Origin of the sequence: Flavobacterium chungnamense (assembly GCF_039539165.1) — a bacterium.
GTDB lineage: Bacteria > Bacteroidota > Bacteroidia > Flavobacteriales > Flavobacteriaceae > Flavobacterium > Flavobacterium chungnamense.
The window spans coordinates 82010-108077 of the sequence record NZ_BAABCS010000015.1 but is presented as its reverse complement, the minus strand read 5'-3'; the positions used below and the strand labels follow the sequence as shown (position 1 = coordinate 108077).

The 26068-nt window shown below is 30.8% G+C and carries 23 protein-coding genes and 1 tRNA gene; 14 read left to right on the top strand and 10 right to left on the bottom strand.

The annotated features are described in order from the left end of the window. Positions 1-84: 84 nt before the first annotated feature. From ABD771_RS07585 to ABD771_RS07560, 6 genes are all read right to left on the bottom strand, one after another. The gene (locus ABD771_RS07585; RefSeq protein ID WP_345092981.1) at positions 85-1431 is read right to left on the bottom strand and encodes an HlyD family secretion protein; all 1347 of its coding nucleotides are present in this window, start codon (positions 1429-1431) and stop codon (positions 85-87) included. A 5-nt stretch (positions 1432-1436) separates the two neighbouring features. After that, complete coding sequence (locus ABD771_RS07580) at positions 1437-3101, bottom strand: peptidase domain-containing ABC transporter (RefSeq protein WP_345092978.1); 1665 nt, start codon at positions 3099-3101, stop codon at positions 1437-1439. Between the two features lie 2 nt (positions 3102-3103). Further along, on the bottom strand, positions 3104-3775 hold the full coding sequence (locus tag ABD771_RS07575) for a TetR/AcrR family transcriptional regulator (protein WP_345092976.1): 672 nt from the start codon (positions 3773-3775) through the stop codon (positions 3104-3106). Positions 3776-3779: 4 nt separating this feature from the next. Beyond that, positions 3780-4487, bottom strand: a complete 708-nt coding sequence (locus tag ABD771_RS07570; RefSeq protein ID WP_345092973.1) for a TerC family protein — start codon at positions 4485-4487, stop codon at positions 3780-3782. 145 nt (positions 4488-4632) lie between these two features. Next, positions 4633-6150, bottom strand: a complete 1518-nt coding sequence (gene gpmI, locus ABD771_RS07565) for a 2,3-bisphosphoglycerate-independent phosphoglycerate mutase (RefSeq protein ID WP_345092969.1) — start codon at positions 6148-6150, stop codon at positions 4633-4635. A gap of 108 nt (positions 6151-6258) precedes the next feature. Next, positions 6259-8631 (bottom strand): DUF5916 domain-containing protein, encoded by a 2373-nt coding sequence (locus ABD771_RS07560; RefSeq protein ID WP_345092966.1) that lies wholly within the window; start codon positions 8629-8631, stop codon positions 6259-6261. 326 nt (positions 8632-8957) lie between these two features. Here ABD771_RS07560 and ABD771_RS07555 point away from each other — a divergent pair, with 326 nt between their 5' ends. Continuing rightward, positions 8958-9659 carry a murein L,D-transpeptidase catalytic domain family protein gene (locus ABD771_RS07555; RefSeq protein ID WP_345092963.1) on the top strand — a complete coding sequence of 234 codons (702 nt, stop codon included), beginning with the start codon at positions 8958-8960 and terminating at the stop codon, positions 9657-9659. On the opposite strand, the gene ABD771_RS07550 is transcribed toward ABD771_RS07555, so the two are convergent. Together ABD771_RS07550 and ABD771_RS07545 are read right to left on the bottom strand one after the other, a co-directional pair. Then, on the bottom strand, positions 9648-11351 hold the full coding sequence (locus ABD771_RS07550) for a L,D-transpeptidase family protein (protein WP_345092960.1): 1704 nt from the start codon (positions 11349-11351) through the stop codon (positions 9648-9650). The two genes, ABD771_RS07555 and ABD771_RS07550, sit on opposite strands and share 12 nt — an antisense overlap. Before the next feature lie 5 nt (positions 11352-11356). Then, positions 11357-11797, bottom strand: a complete 441-nt coding sequence (locus ABD771_RS07545; RefSeq protein WP_345092957.1) for a GNAT family N-acetyltransferase — start codon at positions 11795-11797, stop codon at positions 11357-11359. A 175-nt stretch (positions 11798-11972) separates the two neighbouring features. Here ABD771_RS07545 and ABD771_RS07540 point away from each other — a divergent pair. Continuing rightward, positions 11973-12045 (top strand) — tRNA-Gly (locus tag ABD771_RS07540). Positions 12046-12087: 42 nt separating this feature from the next. Here ABD771_RS07540 and pepE read toward each other — a convergent pair. Continuing rightward, on the bottom strand, positions 12088-12798 hold the full coding sequence (gene pepE, locus ABD771_RS07535) for a dipeptidase PepE (RefSeq protein WP_345092954.1): 711 nt from the start codon (positions 12796-12798) through the stop codon (positions 12088-12090). A 171-nt stretch (positions 12799-12969) separates the two neighbouring features. Between pepE and ABD771_RS07530 the strand changes: the two genes are divergently transcribed. The 6 genes from ABD771_RS07530 to ABD771_RS07505 all read left to right on the top strand — a co-directional run bounded on the left by ABD771_RS07530 (position 12970) and on the right by ABD771_RS07505 (position 18381). Next, positions 12970-13707, top strand: a complete 738-nt coding sequence (locus ABD771_RS07530) for a hypothetical protein (protein ID WP_345092951.1) — start codon at positions 12970-12972, stop codon at positions 13705-13707. Between the two features lie 9 nt (positions 13708-13716). Continuing rightward, positions 13717-14508, top strand: coding sequence for a hypothetical protein (locus ABD771_RS07525; RefSeq protein ID WP_345092948.1), 792 nt, complete (start codon positions 13717-13719; stop codon positions 14506-14508). Positions 14509-14526: 18 nt separating this feature from the next. Beyond that, positions 14527-15027: a DUF6702 family protein gene (locus tag ABD771_RS07520; protein WP_345092945.1), complete on the top strand. Its 501-nt coding sequence runs from the start codon at positions 14527-14529 to the stop codon at positions 15025-15027. 154 nt (positions 15028-15181) lie between these two features. After that, a complete protein-coding gene (locus tag ABD771_RS07515; protein ID WP_345092942.1) occupies positions 15182-17431 on the top strand; it encodes a M1 family metallopeptidase in 2250 nt (749 codons plus the stop codon). A 39-nt stretch (positions 17432-17470) separates the two neighbouring features. After that, positions 17471-17827, top strand: a complete 357-nt coding sequence (locus tag ABD771_RS07510) for a Sec-independent protein translocase subunit TatA/TatB (protein WP_298304652.1) — start codon at positions 17471-17473, stop codon at positions 17825-17827. After that, entirely contained in the window at positions 17827-18381 is a 555-nt protein-coding gene (locus tag ABD771_RS07505; protein ID WP_345092937.1) for a phosphatase PAP2 family protein, read from the top strand. Before ABD771_RS07510 ends, ABD771_RS07505 begins: the two co-directional genes overlap by 1 nt. Here the strand turns inward: ABD771_RS07505 and ABD771_RS07500 are convergent. Continuing rightward, positions 18378-19019 (bottom strand): O-methyltransferase, encoded by a 642-nt coding sequence (locus ABD771_RS07500; RefSeq protein ID WP_345092934.1) that lies wholly within the window; start codon positions 19017-19019, stop codon positions 18378-18380. The two genes, ABD771_RS07505 and ABD771_RS07500, sit on opposite strands and share 4 nt — an antisense overlap. Positions 19020-19095: 76 nt before the next feature. Between ABD771_RS07500 and rlmN the strand changes: the two genes are divergently transcribed. From rlmN to dnaG, 6 genes are all read left to right on the top strand, one after another. Then, positions 19096-20133, top strand: coding sequence for a dual-specificity RNA methyltransferase RlmN (gene rlmN, locus ABD771_RS07495; protein WP_345092931.1), 1038 nt, complete (start codon positions 19096-19098; stop codon positions 20131-20133). Between the two features lie 63 nt (positions 20134-20196). Further along, positions 20197-21174 (top strand): polyprenyl synthetase family protein, encoded by a 978-nt coding sequence (locus ABD771_RS07490; RefSeq protein ID WP_345092928.1) that lies wholly within the window; start codon positions 20197-20199, stop codon positions 21172-21174. Positions 21175-21371: 197 nt separating this feature from the next. Next, complete coding sequence (locus tag ABD771_RS07485) at positions 21372-21932, top strand: RNA polymerase sigma factor (RefSeq protein WP_345092925.1); 561 nt, start codon at positions 21372-21374, stop codon at positions 21930-21932. Further along, positions 21919-22650 (top strand): hypothetical protein, encoded by a 732-nt coding sequence (locus tag ABD771_RS07480; protein WP_345092922.1) that lies wholly within the window; start codon positions 21919-21921, stop codon positions 22648-22650. Before ABD771_RS07485 ends, ABD771_RS07480 begins: the two co-directional genes overlap by 14 nt. Before the next feature lie 34 nt (positions 22651-22684). Further along, positions 22685-23959, top strand: coding sequence for a hypothetical protein (locus tag ABD771_RS07475; RefSeq protein ID WP_345092919.1), 1275 nt, complete (start codon positions 22685-22687; stop codon positions 23957-23959). Between the two features lie 130 nt (positions 23960-24089). Beyond that, positions 24090-26066 carry a DNA primase gene (gene dnaG, locus ABD771_RS07470; RefSeq protein ID WP_345092916.1) on the top strand — a complete coding sequence of 659 codons (1977 nt, stop codon included), beginning with the start codon at positions 24090-24092 and terminating at the stop codon, positions 26064-26066. Positions 26067-26068: the final 2 nt, after the last annotated feature.

Here is a 26068-nt window from a genome sequence, read left to right as displayed (position 1 = left end):
TGTAAATATTATTTTTTTTGGTGCATATGTATCGCTATTTTCATTGGTGTTTGCAAGCAAACGAGTTTGTTTGTGGCGATTTCATTACTTTTTCTCTTTTGATGTTTCACCTTTTGGTTGGTAATAGTTCGGAGGAAAACCATTTAATGTTCGCCATAGTTCAAACCAAATAGGAACATTGTCTAACAAAGCCAATGTTTGAGCACCTGAGCCAATACTAACTTGCTTTGGCCAAGCGTCTTCTTTTTCATCAGGTGCAATTAAAACTCTGAATTTTCCGTTTGGAGATATAAAATTTTCAATTGCAACAATCTTTCCGCCGAATGTTCCATAGCTCATATTTGGCCAACCCGAGAACACAATTGTAGGCCAACCATCAAACCAAATTCTAACTTTTTCACCTTTGTGAATTAAAGGTAAATCGGTTGGTGATACATAAGTTTCTACGGCAATATCATATTTAGCAGGCATGATGCTTACAATTTGAGTTCCTTCTTTAATAGTTTCACCAATTCCCGATTGAATAGCACGGTTTACATAACCATCTTGTGGCGCTTTTATGTAGTACATTCCGTTTCGAATTTGATAATTTACATATTGATTTTGTAATTTATTGACTTGAGCTTCGGTATCATATTGGCTGCTTAAAGCCGTGAATTGATCACTTTGTGCTTTTGATGATTTTTCTGCATATTCTGCACTGATTCTATTTACTTCAACTTTGGCGTTTATCAATTCGTTTTTGCTTGCCAATAGTTTGTTTTCTTGCGTGATGATTTTGGCTTCAACTTCTTGCAATTTCAATCTTTTTTCCTCTACATCGGTTAGCGGTTTTAAACCTTCTTTATTTAATGTTACCGAACGATTGAATTGTGTGTTGGCGATTTTTATTTGTGTTTTTACCGCTTCTAAATCCATACTATCGCTTTTCACTTTTAAAACTCCTTGGCGAATTTTGTTTTGTGCTTGTTGTAATTTTAAAATTCTTTCGTTTTCAATGGCATTGATTTGAGCCGAAAGTGAAGTTACTTTTCCGCCATATGATTGTCCAGCCATTTTTTTAGCATCAACTTGACTTTTAGTATTTTGAACTAAATTTGGATCAAAATAATCTTCTTTAATTTCGGAAATAAATAAAATGGTATCACCTTTTTTTACAAAATCTCCTTCTTGTACGTACCATTTTTCTATTCTACCAGCAATTGCAGATTGAATAGTTTGTGGTCTTTGATTTGGTTTTAGTGTAGTAACAGCACCTGAACCAGATATGTTTTGCGTCCATGGAAGAAATAATATTACAACTCCAATTATGGAAACATATAGAATTATTTTGTTCAATATTTTGTAATGTGGTCTATTAGCAAGACTTTTTACAGTACTATATTGATCAATATTTTCGGTGATAGGATTTTTTTTAGAAATATTTAGCATGGCAATTATTTTTTAGTGTCAGCAATTATTTTTCCGTCTTTCATTTTTATTTTTCTATTGCATTTTTGTTTCCAATACTCATTTTTTGAAGAAACAATTACTGTCCATTTGTTTTTTGCATCTGTAATAAAATTGATTATTTCTTTTGTTGCTTTTTCGTCCATTTTGTCTAAAGGGTCTTCGTAAAATAATATTTTTGGTTTATTTACAATACTTCTAGCTAAAAGAATTTTTTGAGCATTGGAAGAAGATAACTGTCTACCATCTGGAAAAATTTTAGTTTCCAATCCGTTTGGTAATGTTTTGACGAACGTTCCTAATTTTACACTTTCAATTGCCCATTTTATGTCTTCATGAGATACTAATGGATTGTTGAAAGTAATGTTTTCCATAATAGTACCTTCAAATGGTGTTTCACCACTTGTTATGGTTCCAATTTGTGAACGATATTGTGCCAAATCAATTTTACGGTAGGTATCATCATTTATAAAAAAGGAGCCAGATGTTGGTTGCATTCCTCCTGATAATATTCGTATAAGAGTAGTTTTACCCGATCCATTATCGCCTTCAAGGTAAATTTTTTCTGTTTGATCAATTTTTAAATTAATTTTGTCCAAAACATCATCCATAGAATCTGGAAACTTGAATCTAAGATTTTCTGCCTCTAGGGTAATATTAGTAAAACAATAATCTTGATTCTTTGTTTGTGGTTCTTCGATATTCAAATCTACAATTTGACCAATTTTTTCAACAGAAGTCAATACATCATATAGACTTTCTAACCCTACAATTAGTTTTTCAACAGAATTTAATACCAATAAAATTATAATTTCAGCAGCAACGAATTGTCCAATATTCATCTTTTGATTTAAAACTAAATAACCACCGATAAACAATAAACTAGCAGTAATAATTACTTTAAAAACAATTAGTTGTGAAAATTGTCTTTTGATTACTTTGAAATGCTTTTCTCGATAATTTAAATATTCATCTACTAAAATATTGTTTTTGTTTAAAGCAAAATCAAAGTTGTCTTGTTTTCTAAAACTGAAATTATTTCTAGCAATTTCTTGAAGCCAACTTGCTACTTTATACTTGTATTTTGATTCTTTCATACTTGAAGAAAGTCCAGAATTGTATGAGAATTTAAAAATAGAATAAAGTAGTATTATCAACAAAATTCCGAAGAAAATAAAGAAAGGATGGTATAATGACAACAGAATTATTCCGAATAGAATTTGTAATAGAGCGGTTGAGAAATCAATTAGTAATTTTGAAGTTCCTTTTTGAATAGAAATAGTATCGAAAAAGCGATTGGCTAATTCTGGAGGATATTGATTATAGAGTTCTTCAAATTTAATTTTTGGCAAACGATAACTAAATTCGAAAGAGGAACGTACAAATATTTTTTGTTGTAAGTTTTCTGTAATTCTTAGTTGCATTAAGGACAAAATTCCAACTAAGGCTACACCAATTACCACAATTACCACAAGAACAATCCATGACACACTTACCTGTCCTGCTTGAATTAAGTTTATAATAGCTTGAATCCCTAAGGGTAATGATAAACTTACTAATCCTGCAAAAATAGCATAGAAAACTATTTGAGAAATATCTCTTCTGTCTAGTTTAAGTAAATTAAAATAACGTTTTAAAGGTGATTGATCCATAATTATCTTAATGTGTTTTCAATTAAATTAATGTAAAAATCTGTAGGAGAAACTGTTTCGTTACAATTAGTAATCGTTTTTAAATGATCTTTTAAAAAGTGTTGATGCAAGGCACCTTCTACAATAGACGAAGCTAAACTTTTTGCAAAAGCATAGTCTGGATTTACTTCATTAATCATTTCTATTATTCTATTGATTACTCTTTTGTAAACAAGAAAAAAGCCGATTTTATTCTCTTCATCCACTTCTTTAGTAAGCAATGTTTTGGTGAATTCTTGAATGATTATTTTGTTTAATATTGCTTCATTAATATGCAAAGTTGTGGAATCATCTTCAACCTTTTCGGTAACAATGGTGATGCCTTTTTTCAATCGTTCCATAGGATTTGAAACATTGGTTGTAGCAAATGCTAATTTATATTCTATCCAACCCCAATACCATGATGAAAGATACAACATCAGTTTATGTTTGCTTTCAAAATAGCGATAAATAGAGCTTTCATTTGAGTTTATTTTTTCGCCCAATTTTTTGAAAGTAAAGTTTTCAAATCCGATTTCGTCAATTAGTAGAATACTTTGTTCGATAATTTTTTTGCCCAATTCAGAAGTCTCTGGATTTTTCACGTAGAGTTTATCGTTTACTGAAATGATGATATTAGATAATATATTTTGCATTTTATTAATTTTGTTTTGTTGCGTTTTTTGGTACTGTTTTCATTTGGATTACATCTACTAAAAATGCAAATGCCATTGAGAAATAAATATATCCTTTAGGTATTTCAAACTGGAAGCCTTCTGCAATAAGTGAAACACCAATCATCATTAAAAAACAAAGTGCTAAAACTTTAAACGAAGGATGTTTAGAAATAAATTCACTAATTGGTTTTGATGCAAATAGCATAATTATAACGGTTACAATTACAGCGGTATACATGACCCAAAGTTCATCAACCATCCCAACAGCAGTGATAATTGAATCAATAGAAAATACTAAATCTAATAGTATTACTTCGCCTAAAAGTTTCCCAAAACTTCCTTTTTTTGGAAGTTCGGCTTCATGTGAATTAGCAATTTCTGTTTTATGATAAATCTCTTTGGTACTTTTGTATATTAAAAACAAACCACCCAAAATCAAAATAATACCTTTTCCAGTGAAGTCGATTTCGTACAATGAAAATAATGTTTTATCTAATTTTAATATCCATGAAATAAACGCAAGTAAGGCTAAACGCATTACCATAGCCAAACCAATTCCCCAAAAGCGCAATTTGTTTCTTTGACTTTCTGGTAGTTTATCGGCAAGAATAGAAATGAAAATGATGTTGTCTATTCCGAGGATTACTTCGAGAGCAATTAATGAAATTAAAGGTATTAAAGCGTCTATCATATTACAATTTTTAATTTAATTATGTGCAAATATAATAGTAATACTATCAATATTGAAATTTTAACTTTTATTTATAACATTTGGCATAAAAAAAGAGACTCAAAAAATGAATCTCTTAATTAAAACAAGGTTTGTTTTTTTTATTTTATAGCAACGAATGCTGTGTCATAACTGCTGGTTTTTCTATTCCCATTAATTCTAAAATAGTAGGTGCGATGTCTCCTAAAACTCCATCATGTATTGTTTTCAAATCTTTATCAATTAAAATAATTGGCACCGGATTCGTTGTATGAGCTGTATTTGGAGAACCATCTGGATTTATCATAGTTTCACAATTTCCGTGGTCTGCAATGATTATAGTGGTGTAATTGTTTTCTAAAGCAGTTTCAACTACATCTTTTACGCAAACATCAACTGCTTCACAAGCTTTTATTGCGGCTTCCATTATGCCAGTATGTCCAACCATATCGCCATTAGCAAAATTTAAACATACAAAATCAACTTCACCTTTTTTAAGTTCCTGGATTAATGCATCTTTTAGTTCGAAAGCACTCATTTCTGGTTGCAAATCGTAGGTGGCAACTTTTGGTGAACTTCTTAAAATTCTAGTTTCGCCAACAAATGGAATCTCTCTTCCGCCTGAAAAGAAGAAGGTTACGTGTGGATATTTTTCAGTTTCTGCAATACGTATTTGAGTTCTGCCTGCTTTTTCTAAAACTTCTCCAAGTGTTTCTGTCAAATTATCTTTGTCATAAATCACATGTACATTTTTATAGGTATCATCATAATTGGTCATTGTAACATAGTACAAATTCAATTTATGCATATTTTGTTCATGGAAATCTTCTTGAGAAAGTACTTCGGTTAACTCTCGACCTCTATCGGTTCTGAAGTTGAAGAAAATTACAACATCATCATTTTGAATGGTAGCAATTGGTTTGTCATCGCTGTCAACCATTACAATTGGGTCAATAAACTCATCAGTAATATTATTTTTATAACTTTCTAAAACGCTCAAAACAGCATCTGTTGAATGTTTTCCAGTTCCGTTAACTAATAAATCGTAGGCAAGTTTTACTCTTTCCCAACGTTTGTCTCTGTCCATCGCATAATATCTTCCTACAACAGAAGCTAGTTTTGCTTTGGTATTGTAAATATAATTATTCAAGTCTTCAAGATACAAAGAACCCGATTTTGGGTCAACATCACGACCATCGGTGAAAGCGTGAACGTAGACTTTATCTAATCCATATTCTTGTGATGCATCAATTAATCCGCGCAAGTGTGAAGTATGCGAATGCACTCCACCATCAGATAGTAATCCTAATAAATGAACAGCTTTGTTGTTCTCTTTAGCATATTGCAATGCAGAAACTAATTCTGGTTCGTTGTGTAATGTTTTATTTTCAACAGCTAAGTTTATTTTTACCAAATCTTGATATACAATTCGTCCTGCGCCAAGATTCATGTGGCCAACTTCAGAATTTCCCATTTGACCTTCTGGTAAGCCAACGTTTAATCCATCAGTTCTAAGTTGTGCGTTTGGATATTTTGTATACAAACTGTTTATAAAAGGCACATTAGCGTTATCTATTGCCGATACTTTTGGGTCTGGAGATTTTCCCCAACCGTCAAGAATCATCAGTATTACTTTTTTGTTCATTGTGATAGTATTTTACACAAAGATAAGCATTTGCAATACCTGAAATGAAAAGTTGGAGGTAAATTTATTTGAAAAATAACGAAAACGATTTAGTGTTTTCAGAAGAAATTATTTTTTAGAAAACCAGTTTTTGGTTGAATTGTAATCGATAAAATAACGAATACTTATCGATAAGATATGATCTAATTTTTCGTGATTTAAAAGGTTGTCTGTATTTTTAGTTATACTATGGCTAAAATCTGTTCCATAGTCACTCAAAAATGAGTTGTTTCTGTATAGTATAGATATTTGACTTCCAGGAGCAAACCACCAAGTGTAGGAAAGGTCTAAATTCCATGTTGCAAAGTTTTCGTCGTTATTACCAATATATGTTGGATTGGATAATAAACTACCATTATTTTGAAGTAAATAATAGTCGTGATTAGTAACATATGACCAATATTTTCTTACAACAAGGTTAATATTCATAACATTGTTAAGAGAGTATTTTCCTGAAATTGAATTGCTATAGGAAATGATGTTTCTGTTTGCAAAAACAGTTTTTATTCCGTCAGATTCTATGAATCCTTTGTCGTTGTTTTGTCTTTCAAAGTTAAACTCGTAAACAAATGCTAGTTTGTCAGAAAAACGATACCTTGGACTAAATAGTATGCCATAGTAATTTCTTCCTTTTTCATTAAAGAAACTCATTGACGGCCTGAAGTCAATAGCAAATTTCTTTGCATAATTGGTTGAAATAAAAATATTACCACCAAACCTTTGAGGGGTTGTAACATATTTTCTTTGGTCTGTTGAACGAGGTGTATAAAAATCATATACTTCAGTTGGTCTGCCATTGAAGCCAAATCCAAAGTAGTTATTTTTTTTACTTACCGAATTGTAATTTAAATTAATACTATGCTCTTGAATTCTGCCAGTTCTATTGTCAAATTCTGTATAATAATTGATGTTGGTATTAAAAGAATTAAATTTTTTAGATGGATTCAAAATTCTGTAACTGGCATTTCCGTAATAGGCATGATAATGATTTTGAAAATTTATTCCTAAATCATTTGGGTCATAATTGTCTGAAACATATTGTCCTCCAAATCCATATCTGTATTTTCCGCTTGTGTCACCAAAATATAAATCTGTATTAAAACCTTTTCTGTCCTTATTGTCTGCATATTCATTAATATAGCTATACTTGAATCCACCATTTAAATTATATGTGTTTTTTTTGGTATTTAAATCCCAAACTAATGCAGAAACATTGGCATCTTTATATTCTTTATCACGAGTCACATTTGTGTTTATGAAGCCTATAGAAGAGTTTTTTCTAAAACGTTGATCTAAAACTAATACATTAAAATTTGCAAGTGGTTCGATTAGCTCTCTTCGAGTATTTCCATTTGTACTATTAGATATTTCGGCATAAGTTTTCTCTGTTACAGCATTTAGAATTCCAATACCTAATCCGCCTTTAGTTCTTCCAGAAACTTTTAATGCGTTTAAAAGATTAACTTTTCCCGGATATTCAATTACTTCTTCGTTAGTATCTAATTTAGTATTTAAATCGCTTCTTTTTAATGATGGTCTTCCTCCAATTCTTCTAGAGTAGAATATGTTACCTTTGTTAAATAGATCAGTTCCTTCGGTAAAAAAAGGTCTGTTTTCATTGAATTGTTGTTCAAAAGGACCAAGATTTAATATTACTCTATCAAAGGCAGCTTGTCCAAAATCGGGTACTAAAATTGCATCTAATGTAAATGCATCATTGATACCATATTTGATATCTAATCCACCTTTAAATTCACCTTTAGCTTTAGTATAATCATTAGCGTTTAAATATTGCGAAATATAAGGAATCAGAAAAAGTCTTGTTGGAGTTTTAATGTTTTCAATTCCTTCAAGAATTCCAGCTTGATTACTTTCAGAGGAAATCTTGTTGTCTATTAAATTCCAAGTATACTGAAAACGGTCTCTGAAGATTTCTCTATAAAAATTTAAACCCCAAGTTTGTTTTTTCTCTGATGAAAATCGTATCGCTGCATAAGGTATTTTCATTTCTACAACCCATCCAAAGTCTTTAATTTCAACATGGCTGTTCCAAATTGCGTCCCATGATGAATCTTCACCTTGTCCATCAGTATATAAAACATCTTGCTGAACTCCTGCTGCACTTACAAAAAATCGAAATTCTTGTTGACCATCATTATAACCATTAATAAAAACTCCAAAATGATCAGCAGAAACAAAATTATCCCTTGTAGTTAGTTCTTTTCTAATCTTACTAGGTTCATTGTCATATAAAGTTGCAGCTATGTAGATCGCGTCATTATTGTAAACAACTTTAACTTCTGTTTTTCTTTCTTTTTGCTCAGGTTTCCCATTATCAGGAGCCAACATTACAAAGTCAGTTGCAATTGGAGTTGTTTTCCAAATTGGTTCATCAAATTTACCGTCTATGCTTATTTTTTCTTCACTAAAATTTGTTTGCAAAGTCTTTTTTTGAACTTGCGAGAAGCTCAAAAAAGTTGCTAGTATACATATAAAGGAAAAAGTAAACTTTTCTTTAAACATTATATTCTTGTTAATTAGGCAAATATAAATCTTTATAATTATTACGCAATACTAATTGTAATAGAATTCTTATCTAATTAAATATTAATTTTGAAAAATTTATAAATAAAAGAAAAATACTACAAATTATTATTAAAATATTTTTTAATCGTTAAAAAATGCATTTAATCGGTATTTTTTGTCAAATTAATTTGATAATAGAAATTAGGTTTAGTATGTTTGCTTTTTAAATAACCTACTTAAGAATGAATTTTATTACTGTTTTTTACACAGCATTGTTTGTTGTTGTTTCTTTTTTATCGCCCCATAAAAAAGAAATTGCACCCAAAAAATATGCGAAAATTTCTAGAGTCAATAAAGTTACTAGTGTCTATAATTCTTTAGAAACTAATAATTTTAAGTTGCCAAATTTAGAAAGTTTTTCTAGGGCTTTTGAAGGATATCAACTTTTGAAAAATAAAGGAATGATCAAAAAAGATATCTTGACTATTATTGACTTTAGCCTGAGTTCAAAGGAAAAGAGATTGTGGATTATTGATATGAATACTCATGAAATTTTACTAAATACTTTAGTAGCGCATGGTAAGAATTCAGGAAATGATTATGCTAGCAAATTTTCAAATAAGAATGAATCTTACAGAAGTAGTTTAGGTTTTTTTTCAACTGGAGAAGTTTATAGAGGAAAACACGGCTTGTCTTTAAAATTAGATGGTTTAGAAAAAGGAATAAATGACAATGCTAGAAAAAGAGCTGTAGTAATTCATGGCGCAGATTATGTGTCTAAAACTTTTATTAGAAATCACAAAAGGTTGGGTAGAAGCCAAGGTTGTCCAGCAGTTCCTATTGAATTGAGTAAAAAAATTATTCAGACAATAAAGAACAAATCGTGTCTGTTTATTTATCATCCTTCTAGAAGTTATGTAAACAATTCTAAATTAATATCTTAATTTGGAGTACAAATTAGCATCAAGACAATAAATATCCTCTCTAAAATTTAAAATTCCATCTGTTTCCCATGCAGTCCAATATAGTTGATGAATAAACACATCTTCATCAATTTTAATAACAATGGTTTTTAATTCTGGTTTCGGAAGGTTTTTCTTTTCAATTACAAAATTTGGGTTTTTAGCCAGTATTTTAGCATTGATTTTGTCAATTTCTTTTTGTTTAGCTTTTTGTAGTTTATAGTAATATTTAATATCTGTAGTGTCTTTAATTCTTTTTAACGACCATTTTGTAGTGTCATTTATTATGTAACTTGCCATTTCTAATGGTTTCTCTAAACGTACACATCCAGAACTTAAAGAACGATATGAGAAAGCAAAGTAATCTCTATGGTTAGTATCGTGAAGATAAACAGAATATCTATTTGGGAAATTAATTTTCATTGATCCAAGTGAATTGTTTCTTCCAGGATCTTGAACATATTTATATTTGTTTGCGTCTTCTTTTTTCCAAGACCAAGGACTTACTTCATTATTTTTTCTGTCAAAAATTTTCAATCCTTTTTTTCTAAAAACACCTCTGTCTTTTTCTGCTTCGGGATAAATATCTTCTTTTAGAATTGTTGGAGGAACTGTCCAATTAGGGTTTAAATTGATATTAGATATTTTAGATTCTAAAATTGGTGTTGGGCGAGTGTCTTTTCCAACTACAATTCTTTGCGTTTGTGTAGTGTCATTTTCTTTTACGGCAACAATACTATAATCTGGAATATTTATCAAGAGATAATGATTTCCAAAATCGTGAGCAAACCATCTCCAACGCTCCATATTTACAACGACTTGTTCTATTCTTTGATTTCTAGAATAATTTAGAGCATCAATAGTGCTTCTTCCAATTACAGCATCTGGTCTTAGCCCATGTCTAGCTTGAAATATTTTTACAGCTTCTTGTGTTTTTTTATCATAAACAGTTGACAAAACAGTGTCTTTTTCAACCATATCTCCCCAATACATTAATCTTTTCTTGACGATAGGCACGTATTTGTTTTTTTTATTAGGCACAATTCTTTCCCTAAGATCAATCAATTCATAGGTTGTTTCCTCTGGAAATTGTTGTAATAATTTTAAACAGTTTTTTAGTTTTTTATAAATGATGTGATTGGGTTTACAGTTTTCAATGGCTTTACTGAAGTTATTGTTGTCAATACAATCATAAAGTATCTCATTTATATTTACTTTTTTTTCTTCTAAATCCCAATCTTTATACAGTTTTTTCGGATTTAACTTTCCTTTACTGATGTGATTTACATAAAGTTGTGTGCTAGAAGTTAGAAGTAAATCATATTTTACAATTGTGGAATCTGGAAGGTCTTCAAATTTAGTTTCAAATGATTTTAAAGTTTCATAGTTATAGTCTTTTGATTCTAATCCTTCATTTTTGGCTTTGCTAATTTCATTAATAATGAAATCTCTGTGTTCTTTTGTGTTCCAAGCGGTTTCGTAGTTGAATTTTTTATAAAAAGCTTTAAAATCTTCGTCTTTAGAAGTATTAATTAAAGTGGAGTCAATTTTAATTCTATCATCTCCAAAAAAAGAAAAGTCAATAAAAGAGGCCTCTGCAGAAGATTCGTTTGAAATGTTTCTTTTGCAACTTGAAAAAACGATAAGTAGAATTAAGATGTAAAATTTATTCATAGGCATTAGCCAATTTCTTTTTTCATATTATAATGGATTCCAATATCGGCAATAGAAAATGGCTCTCCAATTTTAATGTAACCCAATTTTTCATAAAACGGAACAGCACTTTCACGAGCATTAAACCAGATTAATTTTCCAAACTGACTTTTTATATATACTTCAGCATGTTTTATTAGTTCATCACCAAAGCCTTTCCTTTGAAAATCCTCTAGAATAGCCATTCCTCTTATTTGAAATTGATTTTCAGAATTAAATATAACATTATTATTTTTAAAAACAGAAAGTACTCCTATTATATTTTTGTCAATAAATAATCCAAAATGAGTTGTTGTTTCTAAATCATCTCCATCAAATTGACAACTTTCAATTGGTTTTCCTTCTCTTAAAATAGGATGACGAACCAAAAAAGTGTCTCTTGAGCTGATTTTTTTAATCTCTTTCATAAAAAATTTCAATGCAAATTAAATGATAACAAATTAATAATAAAACTTTTAGACCAGCTTAGATTTGTAAAATTTTTTCTACACAAAAATTTTTCAAAAAAAATTTGCATCAAAACAAACAAATGCTATATATTTGCACTCACAAAATAGGAACATCATATTCTGTTTTTGTAATGCGGAAGTAGCTCAGTTGGTAGAGCTCCAGCCTTCCAAGCTGGTTGTCGCGAGTTCGAGCCTCGTCTTCCGCTCTGTAAAACCTCTAATTAACGTTAGAGGTTTTTTTTATTCTTTTAATTTCCTAAAATAGCCAAATCTGTTTCAGGATTTATTTCTTCAGGAACTTGGTTTTGCCTAAATAATCTAGCAGTTAAATTCCCTTTCAATAGTATTTTTTCACCTTTAACATCAAGCCAACTACCTTCTCTTAATCCTAAGACTGGAGTTGTGTTGAAAGCATGAAATTCTTTTATACGTGTTTCACGAGTTTCACCCATGTGCTTGCTTTGTAAATTTGGATCTAAATAATGTGGATTTAAATTAAATGGAATAGCTCCTAATGTTTTAAAGCTTGGCGGATAAATTATAGGCATATCATTAGTAGTTTGCATCGATATTCCTGTTATGTTACTACCAGCACTTGAGCCTAAATAAGGTGTTCCGCTTTCAATAACATTTGATAGTGTTTTCATAACATCATTTTCATATAATTGCGTTACCAAGAGGAATGTATTTCCGCCGCCAGTAAAAATTCCTTGAGCATTTTCAAGAGCTTCTATTGGATTTTTGAAAGTATGTAATCCTATAATTTTCTTATTTATTTTTGAAAAGTCAATCGCAACTCTTTCTGTATATTCATCATGTGTCATGCCACCAGGACGAGCATAAGGTATGAAAATGATTGTATCACAATTTTTAAAATGATTTTCTAAAGTTGGGAGTAAATAGTCTAGATATTCTCCTCCATGAAGCGTTGAAGTACTTGCAATAATTAGGCTTTTCATAGTATTTTATTGTATTAACTTAAGTTTATTGTTGGATTAGGTTCTTTAAAAAAGAATAATTTTCCTCAAATTTACAAATTAATAATTAACATAAATTTACAATAGTGTTGGCTAATTTTTTGGATGACTTTAAAATACTTTTACCCAAGAATTTAACGTTAAATAATAGTTTTGTCGAAAATAAGAATACTGTTTCTCTTTTTGTTAATGATGCAATTGTCAAATGGGCAAGTTACTCCTGCGTCTAAAAAAATCAATGGAAAAGTTACAGCAGATTATAATGATTTAGAAAGTATTTACATTGTTAATTTGAAGACAGAAAAATCAACTTTAACAGAACGCGGCGGTTATTTTTCAATTAATGCAAGTGTTGGTGATACTTTAATGTTTACTGCTGTTCAGTTTAAAAGTGTGAAAATTGCTTTGAAAGAAGAGGATTTCAATAAAGAGCTCTTATTTGTTAAAATGGAAACTTTTATTAGAGTTTTAGATGAAGTTAAGATCAATGAATATAAAGATATCAATGCAGTTTCGCTTGGTATAATTTCTTCTAAAACTAAACATTATACTCCAGCAGAAAGAAAATTGCATGAAGCCACAACAGGTTCAGGATTAGTTCCGCTGAATCCAATATTGAATGCTATAACAGGAAGAACCAAACAACTTAAAAAGGAAGTTGAAGTGGAGAAAAAAGAGACAATGTTATCAAAAATTGAAAATTTGTATGAAGCAGAATATTTTACAGAAACGCTAAAGATTCCTAAAGATTTTGTCAAAGGATTTCAATATTATATAGTTGAAGATGCTAAATTTGTAGAAGCATTAAAAGCAAAAAATAAAACAATGGCTACTTTTATTATGAATGAATTAGCCGTTACCTATAAAGAATTGATAGCTGTGAAACCATAATTTCTGCTTATGAGAAATAAATTACTAATTGTATTTTTTTTATTTTCATTAGTTTCTTTTTCGCAAAAAGAAAGGGTTAAAATATTGAGAGCCTTAGTTGTTTCTGATTCAATTCCAGTAGAAAGAGTAACTGTTACCAATATTACTGCCGAAACAGTTGTAATTACAGACGATTTAGGACAGTTTACCATTTTTGCAAAAGAAGACGATGTTATTATGATTACTGGTGTAGCTTTTGAAACTAAACAAATTGTTGTGAAATCTTCCGATTTTGAAGAAATGATTTTGAAAATTCATATTACAGAAAAAGTAAATCAATTAGATGAAGTAAAAATTGGTCCATACAAACTTTCAGGTGATTTGGTTTATGATGCCAAGAGAATAAAGGTTAAACCTGCTTTTAAAGTTGAATTAGAACCGATTGATTGGTCAAATGTTGAAATTACTGGAGTGAAACCTAGAGCAGAAAATATGTTTATGCCACCTACAAGTAATGTAGCTTCTGTAGATTTGATTAAAGTTGGAAAATTAATTGCCGATTTATTCGGAAGCAGTTCAAAAAAGATTTATGATGAAAATAAAGTAGATTTGGAGGAGTTTCAAATCGAAATCAAGAAAAGATTTTCTGATGATTTTTTTGAAAAAACTTTAAAAATAGCCAAAGCAGATAAACTACTATTTATAGATTTTTGTTTTTCAGAGGAAATCAATGAAAAGCAACTTTTTGAAATTAGCAATTCATTATCTTTAATGGAGTTTATGATTGCAAAAAGTGAAGCATTCAGAAAAATAGAACGATAAAATCACTACTTTTGAATTATGATAAAAGCATTTAGAACTACTTTATTTTTGGTTTTATTTTTTGGTTTGTCTTCAATGGCAATCCATAAATTTTACGTATCTATATACCAAGTGAATTATGCTCCAAAAAAGAAAATGATTCAAATTACAAGCAGATTATTTATTGATGATGTAAACGATGCTTTGGAGAAAAAATTTAAAAAAAGAACCTATTTTGCTTTAGAAAACGAAACTCCTGAAGATGAGGTTTTCTTAAAAAAATACTTTGCAGAAAAGTTTATAATTAAAGTAAATGGAGTTTCTAAAGCTTTAAATTATCTAAGTAAAGATATTGATGGCAATGTTGTAATATGTTATTTCAGTGTAAAGGATTTGCCAAAAATTTCTTCAGTAGCGATTGAGAATAGTGCCTTGATGGAATTGAATGAGGAGCAACAAAATATTATTCAAGCCAATATCAATGGAGAAAAGCAAAGTTTGCTTCTTACTTCAGAAAACTTTAAAGGAATGTTAAAATAATTCCAATACCTTATAGTTATATCAAAAAAAGTTACTTTTATGCCTTAAATTATTTTAGGTATGAAATCGCTATTATCATCACGTTTGCGAAAGCAAACACCAATTAATAAAATGCGATACCATATGTTACCTCTAAAAAATAAAATATAAACATATGAGATTTAATTATGCTATTTTAAATGTTGGTTTATTGTTGTTCACAGTAGGTAGCTTTGCTCAAGAAGCACCAAAAGCAACTCCATCTTCTGAGAGAAATCCAGATAAATTCAAACAAATGTATGATTTATTGGCAACTCCCAATATGTACAGAACAGCATCTGGAGCACCAGGTCCAGAATATTATCAGCAACAAGCCGATTATAAAATCAATATTGAATTGGATGATAAAAATACCAAATTATATGGTGAAGAAACTATCACTTATACAAATAACGCTAAGGAATCATTAGATTATTTATGGTTACAATTGGATCAAAATCAACAATCTAGAAAATCGCTTTCGCCACTTGTAAACGGAGAAAAAACGGATCCTGCAATAGGAGTTCAAGGGTTTTCAAGAAAATACTTAGAAGAAAAATTTGATGGCGGTTTCAATATTGAATTTGTAAAAGATGCTACAGGTAAACCAATGCAATACACTATCAATCAAACGATGATGCGTATTGAATTACCAAAAGTTTTAAAGCATAAAGAGAAAATTACCTTTTCAATAAAATGGTGGTACAACATCAATAACTATTTGTTAGATGGCGGACGTTCAGGATACGAGCATTTCGATAAAGATGGGAATAACTTGTATATTCTAGCGCAGTTTTATCCAAGAATGGCAGTTTATAATGATGTAGAAGGATGGCAAAATCAACAATTTTGGGGTTCAGGAGAATTCACACTTCCTTTTGGAAATTTTGAAGTTAATATCACTGTTCCTGCAGACCACATAATGGAAGCAACTGGAACTTTGTTAAATAGGCAAGAAGTTTTTACAGCAGCACAACTTGCAAGATTAGCTATTGCAGAAAAAACTTTTGACAAACCCGTTGTTGTAGTTACTCAAGAAGAAGCTGAAGCAGCAGAGAAAGGTTTCTCCGACAAGAAAAAAACATGGAAATTTAAAGCTGAAAACGTTCGTGATTTTGGAATTGCTACTTCACGAAAATTCATTTACGATGCAATGGCTGTTAAATTAAATTCTAAAACGGCAATGGCAGTTTCGGTTTATCCAAAAGAAGGAAATCCGCTTTGGGGTGAATATTCTACCAAAGCTGTTGCGCATACCCTAAAAAGTTATTCTAATCACACATTTGATTATCCTTATCCAAAAGCGGTTTCTGTTCACGCACAAGACCAAGGAATGGAATATCCAATGATTTGTTGGAACTGGGGAAGACCAGATGCAGATGGTAAATATTCTGATAGAGTGAAAAACGGAATGATAAGTGTAATTGTGCATGAAGTTGGACATAATTACTTTCCAATGATTGTAAATTCTGATGAGCGTCAATGGACTTGGATGGATGAAGGTTTAAATTCTTTTATGGAATATATGGCTTTAATGGAATGGGATCCAAACTTTCCGGCAGATAGAGGTCCGGCAAAAAATATCGTTCCTTATATGAGCGGCGATCAAAAAGGTCTTGAACCAATTATGTCAAATTCTGAAAGTATTCGTCAATTTGGAAATAACGCTTACGGAAAACCTGCTGCTGGATTGAACATTCTTCGTGAAACAATTATGGGTAGAGAATTATTTGATTATGCTTTTAAAACTTACGCTAATAGATGGAAGTTTAAGCATCCAACACCAGAAGATTTCTTTAGAACTATGGAAGATGCTTCGGCGTTTGATTTAGATTGGTTTTGGAGAGGATGGTTTTATACAACCGATAATAATGACATCGGAATAAAAGAAGTTAAAAAATTCTTTGTTAGCAATGAACCAACTAAAGAAGTAGAAGAGTTCATGAAGAAAAGACGTCGTAGAAATTCAAATTCTGGACCAATGGTTTATATGGTTGCTGATGGAAGTGAAGATTACAAGCCAGAAATGAACAAACCTTTTCAAATTAAAGATTTTCAAGCTCTTGATGAGTATGTGAATAAAACTTTTTCTGCTGAAGAGAAAGCAAAATTGAAAGATCCAAAGTATTTCTATCAAGTAACTTTTGATAAACCAGGAGGATTAGTTATGCCAATTATTGTTGAATTAACTTTTGAAGATGGTACAACTGAAATTCAAAAATTCCCGGCTCAAATTTGGAGAATGAATGATAAAGAAGTAAGTAGAACTTTTGCAACACAAAAAGTAATTACTAAAATTGTTCTCGATCCAAAATTAGAAACTGCAGATGTTGATACAGCAAATAATACTTGGCCAAAAGCAGAAGTAAAATCTAAATTTGACTAAGAACTTTGTAACTTTGCAAATCAATAAAAAGAAAAGAATATGTTTGGAATAGGTGGAGGCGAATTAATTTTCATCATTTTTATAGCTCTTATGCTTTTTGGAACAGACAAAATACCAGAAGCAGCAAGAACCTTTGGAAAAGTTATGGCTAATTTAAAGCACGCCACGAATGAAATTAAAACTGAAATTCAAAAGAGTGCCGATGTTGAAGAAATAAATTCCTCTTTTAAGCAAGTGACCTCTTCTTTTACTGAAGAAGTAGATAAAGTAAAAGAAAGCGTTTCGGTTACTCCACCAGATTTTACTTCTAATACTTTAACTGATGCCACTTCGGGTATCAATGAAATTAAAGAAGATTTAGAAAGTCTAACCGGACCTATAAAAAGACAAAGGTAATGCTCGAAAAAATCATTGCGATAGACAAAGATTTATTGGTTTTCTTAAACGGATTAGGCTCCGAATTTTTTGATGGATTTTGGTTGACAATCACTGTACAAGAATATTGGACACCTTTTTTTCTTCTTGTTTTTTATTTTTTGGCAAAGAAAATAGGTTGGAAAAACTTTCTAATCGCATTGGTATTCATCGCATTGTTGATTTTAGTAAGCGATCAAACTTCCAATTTTTTTAAAAATCATTTTCAAAGATTGCGTCCTTGTAATGATTTAGATTTGAAAAACATCATTAGAATTGTGAAACCAAGTGATTCCTATAGTTTCTTTTCAGGTCATGCTACGAATTCAATGGCAACAACTGTTTTTGTATTTTTAATAATTAGAAGATATTACAAATATGCCTTGTTGCTATTCTTATTTCCGCTAATATTTGCATTCAGTAGAATTTATCTTGGACTACATTTTCCAACAGACATTCTAACAGGATACGCTTTTGGAGCTACTTTCGGATTTGTTTTCTATAAAATATATCAGAAGTATATTCTAAAGGATTAAAGCACTCTAGAAACAGTCAAACCATCACGAATAGGAAGTAAAACAGTTTCAACTCTTGCATCGTTATTAACTATTTGATTGTATTCCAAAAGTATTTTTGTGCTCATATCTTTCGGATTCAGTTCTTCCAAAACTTTTCCACTCCAAAGTACATTATCAGATAAAATAATTCCGCCTTTGTTCATCATTGGAACAATCATGTTGAAATAATTGATGTAGTTTTCTTTGTCAGCATCAATAAAAACCAAATCATATTTCTTATTTAACGTAGGAATAATTTCTAAAGCATCACCTAGATGTGCAAAGATTTGTCCTTTCCAAGGTGATAAATCAAAGTATTTTTGTTGTATAGACACCAATTCCTCTTTTACGTCTATTGTGTCTAATGTGCCTTCTTTTTGCATTCCTTCAGCTAAACATAATGCTGCATAACCAGTATAAGTTCCAATTTCTAGAATGTTTTTTGGATTAATGATTTTTGACAACATGCTCAAGACTCTTCCTTGAAAATGGCCACTCAACATTCTAGGCTGTAATATTTTTTGATGGGTTTCTTTAAATAGTTTTACCAACAATTCAGGTTCATTTTGTGAATGTTGCTCAACGTAATTTTCTAATTCTTCTGATATGAAATGCATGATGCTCTATTTTATGCAAAATTACAAATTACAATAGACAAATGACCAAATCAACAAATTGTTTTACCTTTGCACCATGATTGAGAAAAAAGACATTCGAACTATAACTAAAGAACAACTTCGTGAATTTTTTGTTGCCAATGGCGATAAAGCTTTTCGAGGAAATCAAGTTTATGAATGGCTTTGGAGCAAAGGAGCACATTCCTTTGAAGATATGACTAATGTTTCCAAAGAAACTCGGGCTATGCTTGAAGCAAATTTTGTAATCAATCATATCAAAGTGGATACGATGCAACGCAGTGAAGATGGAACAGTTAAAAATGCCGTCCGACTTCACGATGGTTTAATTGTAGAGTCGGTTTTAATTCCAACAAATACAAGAACTACAGCTTGTGTTTCTTCACAAGTTGGTTGTAGTTTGGATTGTAATTTTTGTGCGACTGCTCGATTAAAAAGAATGCGAAATCTTGAACCAGGTGAGATTTACGACCAAGTTCTAGCTATTGATAATGAAAGTAAAATTTATCATAACAGACCTCTTTCAAATATAGTTTTTATGGGAATGGGAGAGCCTTTGATGAATTATAACAATGTTATTAAAGCCATAGACATGATTACTTCTGATGAAGGTTTAGGAATGTCACCAAAGAGAATTACGGTTTCAACTTCAGGAATTCCTAAAATGATTAAGAAAATGGCTGATGACGAAGTGAAATTCAAATTGGCAGTTTCTTTACATTCAGCAATTGATGAGGTTCGCGCTCGAATTATGCCTTTTAGTAAGAATTTTCCATTAGCCGATTTACGAGAATCTTTAGAATATTGGTACAGAAAAACCAAAAGCAAAATCACCTACGAATATGTAGTTTGGAAAGGGATAAACGATAATAAAGAAGCAGTTGATGCTTTGGTAAAATTCTGTAAGTATGTTCCATGTAAGGTCAATCTTATCGAATATAATCCTATTGACGATGGCGAATTCCAACAAGCATCAGACGAAGCTATAAATCTTTACATCAAAGAGCTTTCTAAATATGATATAGTAGCCAAAGTCAGAAGAAGTCGTGGAAAAGATATTGATGCCGCTTGTGGTCAATTAGCCAACAAATCATAATTTTTTTATAAGCTTAACGCCATCTTTTGTGAAGTATTTTCAATTTAACTACCTTTGAAACCAATGAATATCACTTCGCAAATAAAACAACCTATTCTGCAAGAAATGGAACTTTTCGAAAAAAAGTTCTACGAGTCGATGTCTTCTAAAGTAGCGTTATTAAATAGAATCACCTATTATATTGTAAACAGAAAAGGAAAACAAATGCGACCAATGTTTGTTTTCTTAACTGCAAAAATGATTTCAGGTGGAAGTGTTGAAGAACGAACGTATCGTGGCGCATGTGTAATTGAATTGATTCACACCGCAACTTTGGTTCACGATGATGTCGTTGATGATAGTAATCGTAGAAGAGGTTTTTTCTCAATAAATGCACTTTGGAAAAACAAAATTGCAGTCCTTGTTGGAGATTATTTACTTTCAAAAGGTTTATTGCTTTCTATAGATCATGGCGATTTCGATTTACTCCGAATAATATCTGTTGCTGTTCGTGAAATGAGCGAAGGAGAATTACTTCAAATTGAAAAAGCAAGACGTTTAGATATTACTGAAGATATTTATTACGAAATCATCCGCCAAAAAACAGCTACACTTATTGCAGCTTGTTGTGCACTAGGAGCTCGTTCGGTTTCAGAAGATGAAGCTCAAGTTGAAACTATGCGTAAATTTGGTGAACTTATAGGAATGGCTTTTCAAATAAAAGACGACTTATTTGATTACACCGATGAAGCTATTGGAAAACCAACAGGAATTGACATCAAAGAACAAAAAATGACGCTACCACTAATTTATGCTCTAAATAATTGTTCTGATAAAGAAAAAAGTTGGTGCATCAACTCTATAAAAAACCACAATAAAGACAAAAAGCGAGTTAAAGAAGTTATTCAATTTGTAAAAGACAAAAAAGGACTTACTTACGCCGAACAAAAAATGGCACAATTCCAACAAGAAGCTCTTGCTTTAATTCAAAACTTCCCAAATTCTACTTATAAAGATAGTTTGATCTTAATGGTAAACTACGTTATTGAAAGAAAGAAATAATGTAATAATTAATTAATGTAACAATTGATTGATGTAACAATTTAATTATTTGTAATTGAGTGTTTTACAATTGCTATATTAAATAATTGATAAATTTTCACATTATCATACAACCTTTTTGCAACTACAATCGTCTATGCTAATAGAAGTCTGAAGTTCTGAAATCAAAAATCAGTAATCTTCAATCAAAAACCTAAATGAAAGTAATCAACTTACATCAAGAAGAAAAAGAATTAATCGAATTGGCTGTCGAGAATAATCGTCATGCACAACACAAGATTTATTCTAAATTTTCTCCAAAAATGTTAAGTGTATGTAGGCAGTATATTAAAGATTTACATCAAGCTGAAGACATAATGATTACTGCTTTTATGAAAGTCTTCACCAATTTAAAAAATTTCAAACACGAAGGAAGTTTTGAAGGTTGGATAAGAAGAATAATGATAAATGAATGTATTTCTTATATCAGAGTTCAGAAAAAAGTAAAGTTCATTGAGGATGAGAATTATTTTGAAGAAAGCTTCAATAACATAGAAAGTCAGTTTTCTGTTGAAGACATTCAATTTTTAATAGACAATTTACCTGACGGATATAAAATGGTGTTCAACCTTTATGCGATTGAAGGATATAAGCATCAAGAAATTGCAGAAATGCTCGGAATTAATGAAGGAACATCAAAATCGCAGTTGTATCATGCACGAAAAATGCTTCAAGAGAATATTAGTAAACTAAAAAACTACAACAATGGAACCGAATAAATTAGAAAATCAAATAAGAGAAAAGTTGCATTCTAGAGAAATTCAACCCTCAACTCAAGCTTGGAATAGATTGGATGCTATGCTTTCGGAAGCTGAAGAAAAAAAAACAAGACGGCCTTTTGGGTTTTTATTTATTGCTGCCAGCATTACGGTTTTGCTAACAGTTGGGATGTTATTTTTCACACAAAATGGCCCCGAAATTCAACCTAAAAATGATGTAGTTACTTCTGAAAAAAACGATACAATTCAAAAAATGATCAATGGAATTTCAACCCCAAGAGTAGAAAATAATCAGGAAGTTGTTTCAAACCAACCAACAACCAACAACCAACAACCGACAACCACTAATCAACGAGTTTCAATCAGCAATCAAAAATCAAATATTCAAAATCCACTTATTAATCGCAACAAAGAAATTGAATATTTAATCAACTCATCAGATATTGCTCTTAAAGATTTACCCAAAATAAGTACGGGAAGTCAAGTTATAAGCGGAAGTAATAAAGAAGTTATGTCAGATGAAGAATTATTAGCAGGTCTTGAAAATTTTGCAAAACAATCAGTAAACAAAAAATCGAATGTAAAAGTAGATGCTAAAAATTTACTTTCTCAAGTTGATGGAGAATTAGAACAAACATTCAGACAAAAAGTAATCAATAGAATCGGTAAAAATTACCAAGAACTAAAAGTGGCACTTGCCAATAGAAATCAAGAATAAAATCATCAATTAATCACTTAACAAATTAGAAATCATGAAATCGAAGATTCACGAATACAAAAATGACAATTATTATCGCGTGAGTAAAAATTTTACAATTTACTTAGCACTATTACTATGCCTTTTTGCGAGCAAAATGGTAGCTCAAGAAGACCGAAAGGAACAAATTAATGAAAGAAAAGAACAAATTAATGAAAGAAAAGAACAAATTAAAGAAAGAAAAGAACAAATTAAGGAGAAGAGAAAAGAAGTCGTAGCTAAATATGTAGATAATTCTTTTGAAAGCAAAGCAAAAGCTATTGCTGACAAAATCGAAAACATTACAAAAGAAGAAAAAGCAACTCTTAAATCAGAGGTTGAAGCAGTCAACGTTCAATTAGAAAATGGTTCAATTACTAAAGAACAGGCAGATACAAAAAAGAAAGATCTTGCTCAAGCCAGAGCAACAATTATTGAAAACCGAGTTGCTGTTGCCCAAGAAGAATTAAAAGAATTGGTTCAACAAAAAGTAAACGGAAAAATTGCAAGTTCTGAAAATCCTTTAAATCAAAAGGATAGTCTGATTTATAATGGAAAAAAATATTCAATTTCTGTTAAAGTAAAAGATAGTACTTATATTGATGCTGATGGAATTAAAAGAGTTTACAAGAAAAAATACAAGGAATATAGTGAGCGTAGAACAACGTCACAATTTGTTTTTGCTCTTGGGTTAAACAACGTTGTAACGGATGGTTCTGTAGAGAATTCAGATTTTAAATTTGCAGGTTCTCGCTTCTACGAATGGGGTGTTTCATACAATACTAGAATTGATAAAAGTCACAATTTATTGCATTTGAAATATGGTGCATCACTTGTGTATAACGATTTGAGACCAACAGAAAACAGAGTTTTTGCTGTAAATGGAAATCAAACAACATTGCAAACCAGTACAATTGATTTAAAAAGTGCTCGATTTAGAAATGTGTACTTAGTAGCGCCATTGCATTTAGAATTTGATTTTACTAAGAAAAAAGAAAAAGAAGGCAAAACCTATTTTAACACTCATAATAGTTTCCGTTTAGGAGTTGGAGGTTATGCAGGAATAAGAATTAAATCGAAACAAAAAATCGAATACGAAATTGACGATGTAGATTATGATGAAAAAGCAAAAGGCGATTTCAACGCCTCAAATTTCATCTACGGATTGAGTGCCTACGTTGGTTATAAAGAAACGAGTTTATACATTAAATACGATTTGAATCCAATATTTCAAGATAATGTTGTGAAACAAAATAATGTTTCCTTAGGAATACGTTTCGATTTTAATTAAAAATATGTTGGGTTAGTTATTATCTTTAGAGGCGCGATTTATCGTGTCTCTTTTATTTAAAAAAATATGTATTTTTACACAATACAATTTTTATGATTTTCCAAAAATATAAAAATCTAAAAATCCAAAATTGATAACCAAAGAAACCATAGATAAAGTTTACGAAGCTGCTCGAGTTGAGGAAGTTATTGGCGATTTTGTACAATTAAAACGCGCCGGAAGTAACTTTAAAGGATTGAGTCCGTTTTCTGATGAGCGTTCGCCTTCGTTCATGGTTTCTCCTGCTAAAGGAATTTGGAAAGATTTTTCGTCAGGAAAAGGTGGAAATGCCATTGCTTTTTTGATGGAGCATTCTCAATTTACTTATCCTGAAGCCATTCGATTTTTAGCAAAAAAATACAATATTGAAGTTGAAGAAACCGAACTTTCAGAGGAAGATAAAGTCGTTGCAAACGAAAAAGAAAGTTTATTTCTAGTTTCAGAATTTGCTTCTAAATATTTTCAAGACATTTTGCTCAATTCCGAAGAAGGAAAAGCAATTGCGCTTTCTTATTTTAAAGAACGTGGATTTACTAATAATACTATAAAGAAATTCAGCTTAGGATATTCTCCAAATCAATGGGATGCGCTTACAAAAGAAGCTCTCGGAAAAGGCTACAAATTAGAATTTCTAGAAAAAACTGGACTAACAATTGTAGGTGAAGACAAGCAATTTGATCGATTCAAAGGTCGTGTGATGTTTCCAATTCAATCCATGAGCGGAAGAGTTTTGGGTTTTGGTGGTCGAATTTTAACTAACGACAAAAAAGCTGCAAAATACCTCAATTCACCAGAAAGTGATTTGTACCACAAGAGTAAAGTTTTGTATGGAATATTTCACGCCAAACAAGCTATTGCTAAGCAAGATAATTGCTATTTAGTAGAAGGTTACACTGATGTAATTCAAATGCATCAAGCTGGAATTGAAAACGTAGTTTCTTCGTCTGGAACCGCTTTAACACCAGATCAAATTAGATTAATAAATCGTTTGACCAAAAACGTGACTGTTCTTTTTGATGGTGATGCTGCAGGTTTGCGAGCTTCTATTCGTGGAATTGATTTGATTTTGGAGGAAGGAATGAACGTAAGAGTTTGTACTTTTCCAGATGGCGAAGACCCAGATAGTTTTGCCAAAAAAACGCCTTTACAAGATTTGATTCAGTATTTTGAAGATAACGCTATGGATTTTATCCAATTCAAAGCATCACTTTTAATGAAAGATGCCAAGAATGATCCTATCAAGAAAGCCGATTTAATTCGAGATATGGTGGCAAGTATTTCCAAAATTCCAGATAGAATTAAAAGAGAAGTTTACATCAAAGAAACCTCCAGAATTATGGATATTTCCGAAGATGTACTTTTTAATACTTTAGCACAATTAGTAAAAAAAGACATTTCCGATTTAGGCAAAAAACTAAAAGAAGAACAAACCGCTTTTGAAGTTGTAAAAAATGAAAATCCAATTGTAGCTGCCAATGTTGATATTCAATATGAATTGGAACACAAAATCATTGAGATTCTTTTAATTTACGGAAATGTTGAAGATGAATTTGAAGACGTTTTGCTTAAAGCCAATGAAAAAGGCGAAATGGTTGAGGTAAAAGAAATGAAAAGATATAAAGTGTATCAACGGATTTTTCTAAGTTTACAAGAAGATGAAACCGAACTTGCTAATCCATTATTCAAAAGTATTTATGATGATTTGATTACCTATTTTAATCAGAATGAAACCTTTGAATTGGAGAAATATTTATCACAATTACCGCCAGAATTATCGCAAGAAGTAACGTCAATTCTTATGAATGACGAGCGAGAAGCATTGCACAATTGGGAAGCTAAAAACATATTTGTAAAAGCCAAAGACAAAACCATAAGCCAATACGTGTCAGAAACCATTCTAACCTTAAGATGGTTTTTAGTAAATAAAATTATAGATGAATTAAAATCATCTGTAACGCAAGAAACCGAAGTTGATAATTCAGAAACACTATCTATGGTAGTTGACTATTTAGGATTAACCAATATGTTTTCCAAAAAATTAGGAAGAGTAATTTCTAGACATAACTAAGT

What these genes read in the sequence shown, in the direction of transcription:
- ABD771_RS07585 (WP_345092981.1), bottom strand. Translation starts at nt 1,431, where the DNA reads ATGCTAAATATTTCTAAAAAAAATCCTATCACCGAAAATATTGATCAA.
- ABD771_RS07580 (WP_345092978.1), bottom strand. Translation starts at nt 3,101, where the DNA reads ATGGATCAATCACCTTTAAAACGTTATTTTAATTTACTTAAACTAGAC.
- ABD771_RS07575 (WP_345092976.1), bottom strand. Translation starts at nt 3,775, where the DNA reads ATGCAAAATATATTATCTAATATCATCATTTCAGTAAACGATAAACTC.
- ABD771_RS07570 (WP_345092973.1), bottom strand. Translation starts at nt 4,487, where the DNA reads ATGATAGACGCTTTAATACCTTTAATTTCATTAATTGCTCTCGAAGTA.
- gpmI (WP_345092969.1), bottom strand. Translation starts at nt 6,150, where the DNA reads ATGAACAAAAAAGTAATACTGATGATTCTTGACGGTTGGGGAAAATCT.
- ABD771_RS07555 (WP_345092963.1), top strand. Translation starts at nt 8,958, where the DNA reads ATGAATTTTATTACTGTTTTTTACACAGCATTGTTTGTTGTTGTTTCT.
- ABD771_RS07550 (WP_345092960.1), bottom strand. Translation starts at nt 11,351, where the DNA reads ATGAATAAATTTTACATCTTAATTCTACTTATCGTTTTTTCAAGTTGC.
- ABD771_RS07545 (WP_345092957.1), bottom strand. Translation starts at nt 11,797, where the DNA reads ATGAAAGAGATTAAAAAAATCAGCTCAAGAGACACTTTTTTGGTTCGT.
- pepE (WP_345092954.1), bottom strand. Translation starts at nt 12,798, where the DNA reads ATGAAAAGCCTAATTATTGCAAGTACTTCAACGCTTCATGGAGGAGAA.
- ABD771_RS07525 (WP_345092948.1), top strand. Translation starts at nt 13,717, where the DNA reads ATGAGAAATAAATTACTAATTGTATTTTTTTTATTTTCATTAGTTTCT.
- ABD771_RS07520 (WP_345092945.1), top strand. Translation starts at nt 14,527, where the DNA reads ATGATAAAAGCATTTAGAACTACTTTATTTTTGGTTTTATTTTTTGGT.
- ABD771_RS07515 (WP_345092942.1), top strand. Translation starts at nt 15,182, where the DNA reads ATGAGATTTAATTATGCTATTTTAAATGTTGGTTTATTGTTGTTCACA.
- ABD771_RS07510 (WP_298304652.1), top strand. Translation starts at nt 17,471, where the DNA reads ATGTTTGGAATAGGTGGAGGCGAATTAATTTTCATCATTTTTATAGCT.
- ABD771_RS07505 (WP_345092937.1), top strand. Translation starts at nt 17,827, where the DNA reads ATGCTCGAAAAAATCATTGCGATAGACAAAGATTTATTGGTTTTCTTA.
- ABD771_RS07500 (WP_345092934.1), bottom strand. Translation starts at nt 19,019, where the DNA reads ATGCATTTCATATCAGAAGAATTAGAAAATTACGTTGAGCAACATTCA.
- rlmN (WP_345092931.1), top strand. Translation starts at nt 19,096, where the DNA reads ATGATTGAGAAAAAAGACATTCGAACTATAACTAAAGAACAACTTCGT.
- ABD771_RS07490 (WP_345092928.1), top strand. Translation starts at nt 20,197, where the DNA reads ATGAATATCACTTCGCAAATAAAACAACCTATTCTGCAAGAAATGGAA.
- ABD771_RS07485 (WP_345092925.1), top strand. Translation starts at nt 21,372, where the DNA reads ATGAAAGTAATCAACTTACATCAAGAAGAAAAAGAATTAATCGAATTG.
- ABD771_RS07480 (WP_345092922.1), top strand. Translation starts at nt 21,919, where the DNA reads ATGGAACCGAATAAATTAGAAAATCAAATAAGAGAAAAGTTGCATTCT.
- ABD771_RS07475 (WP_345092919.1), top strand. Translation starts at nt 22,685, where the DNA reads ATGAAATCGAAGATTCACGAATACAAAAATGACAATTATTATCGCGTG.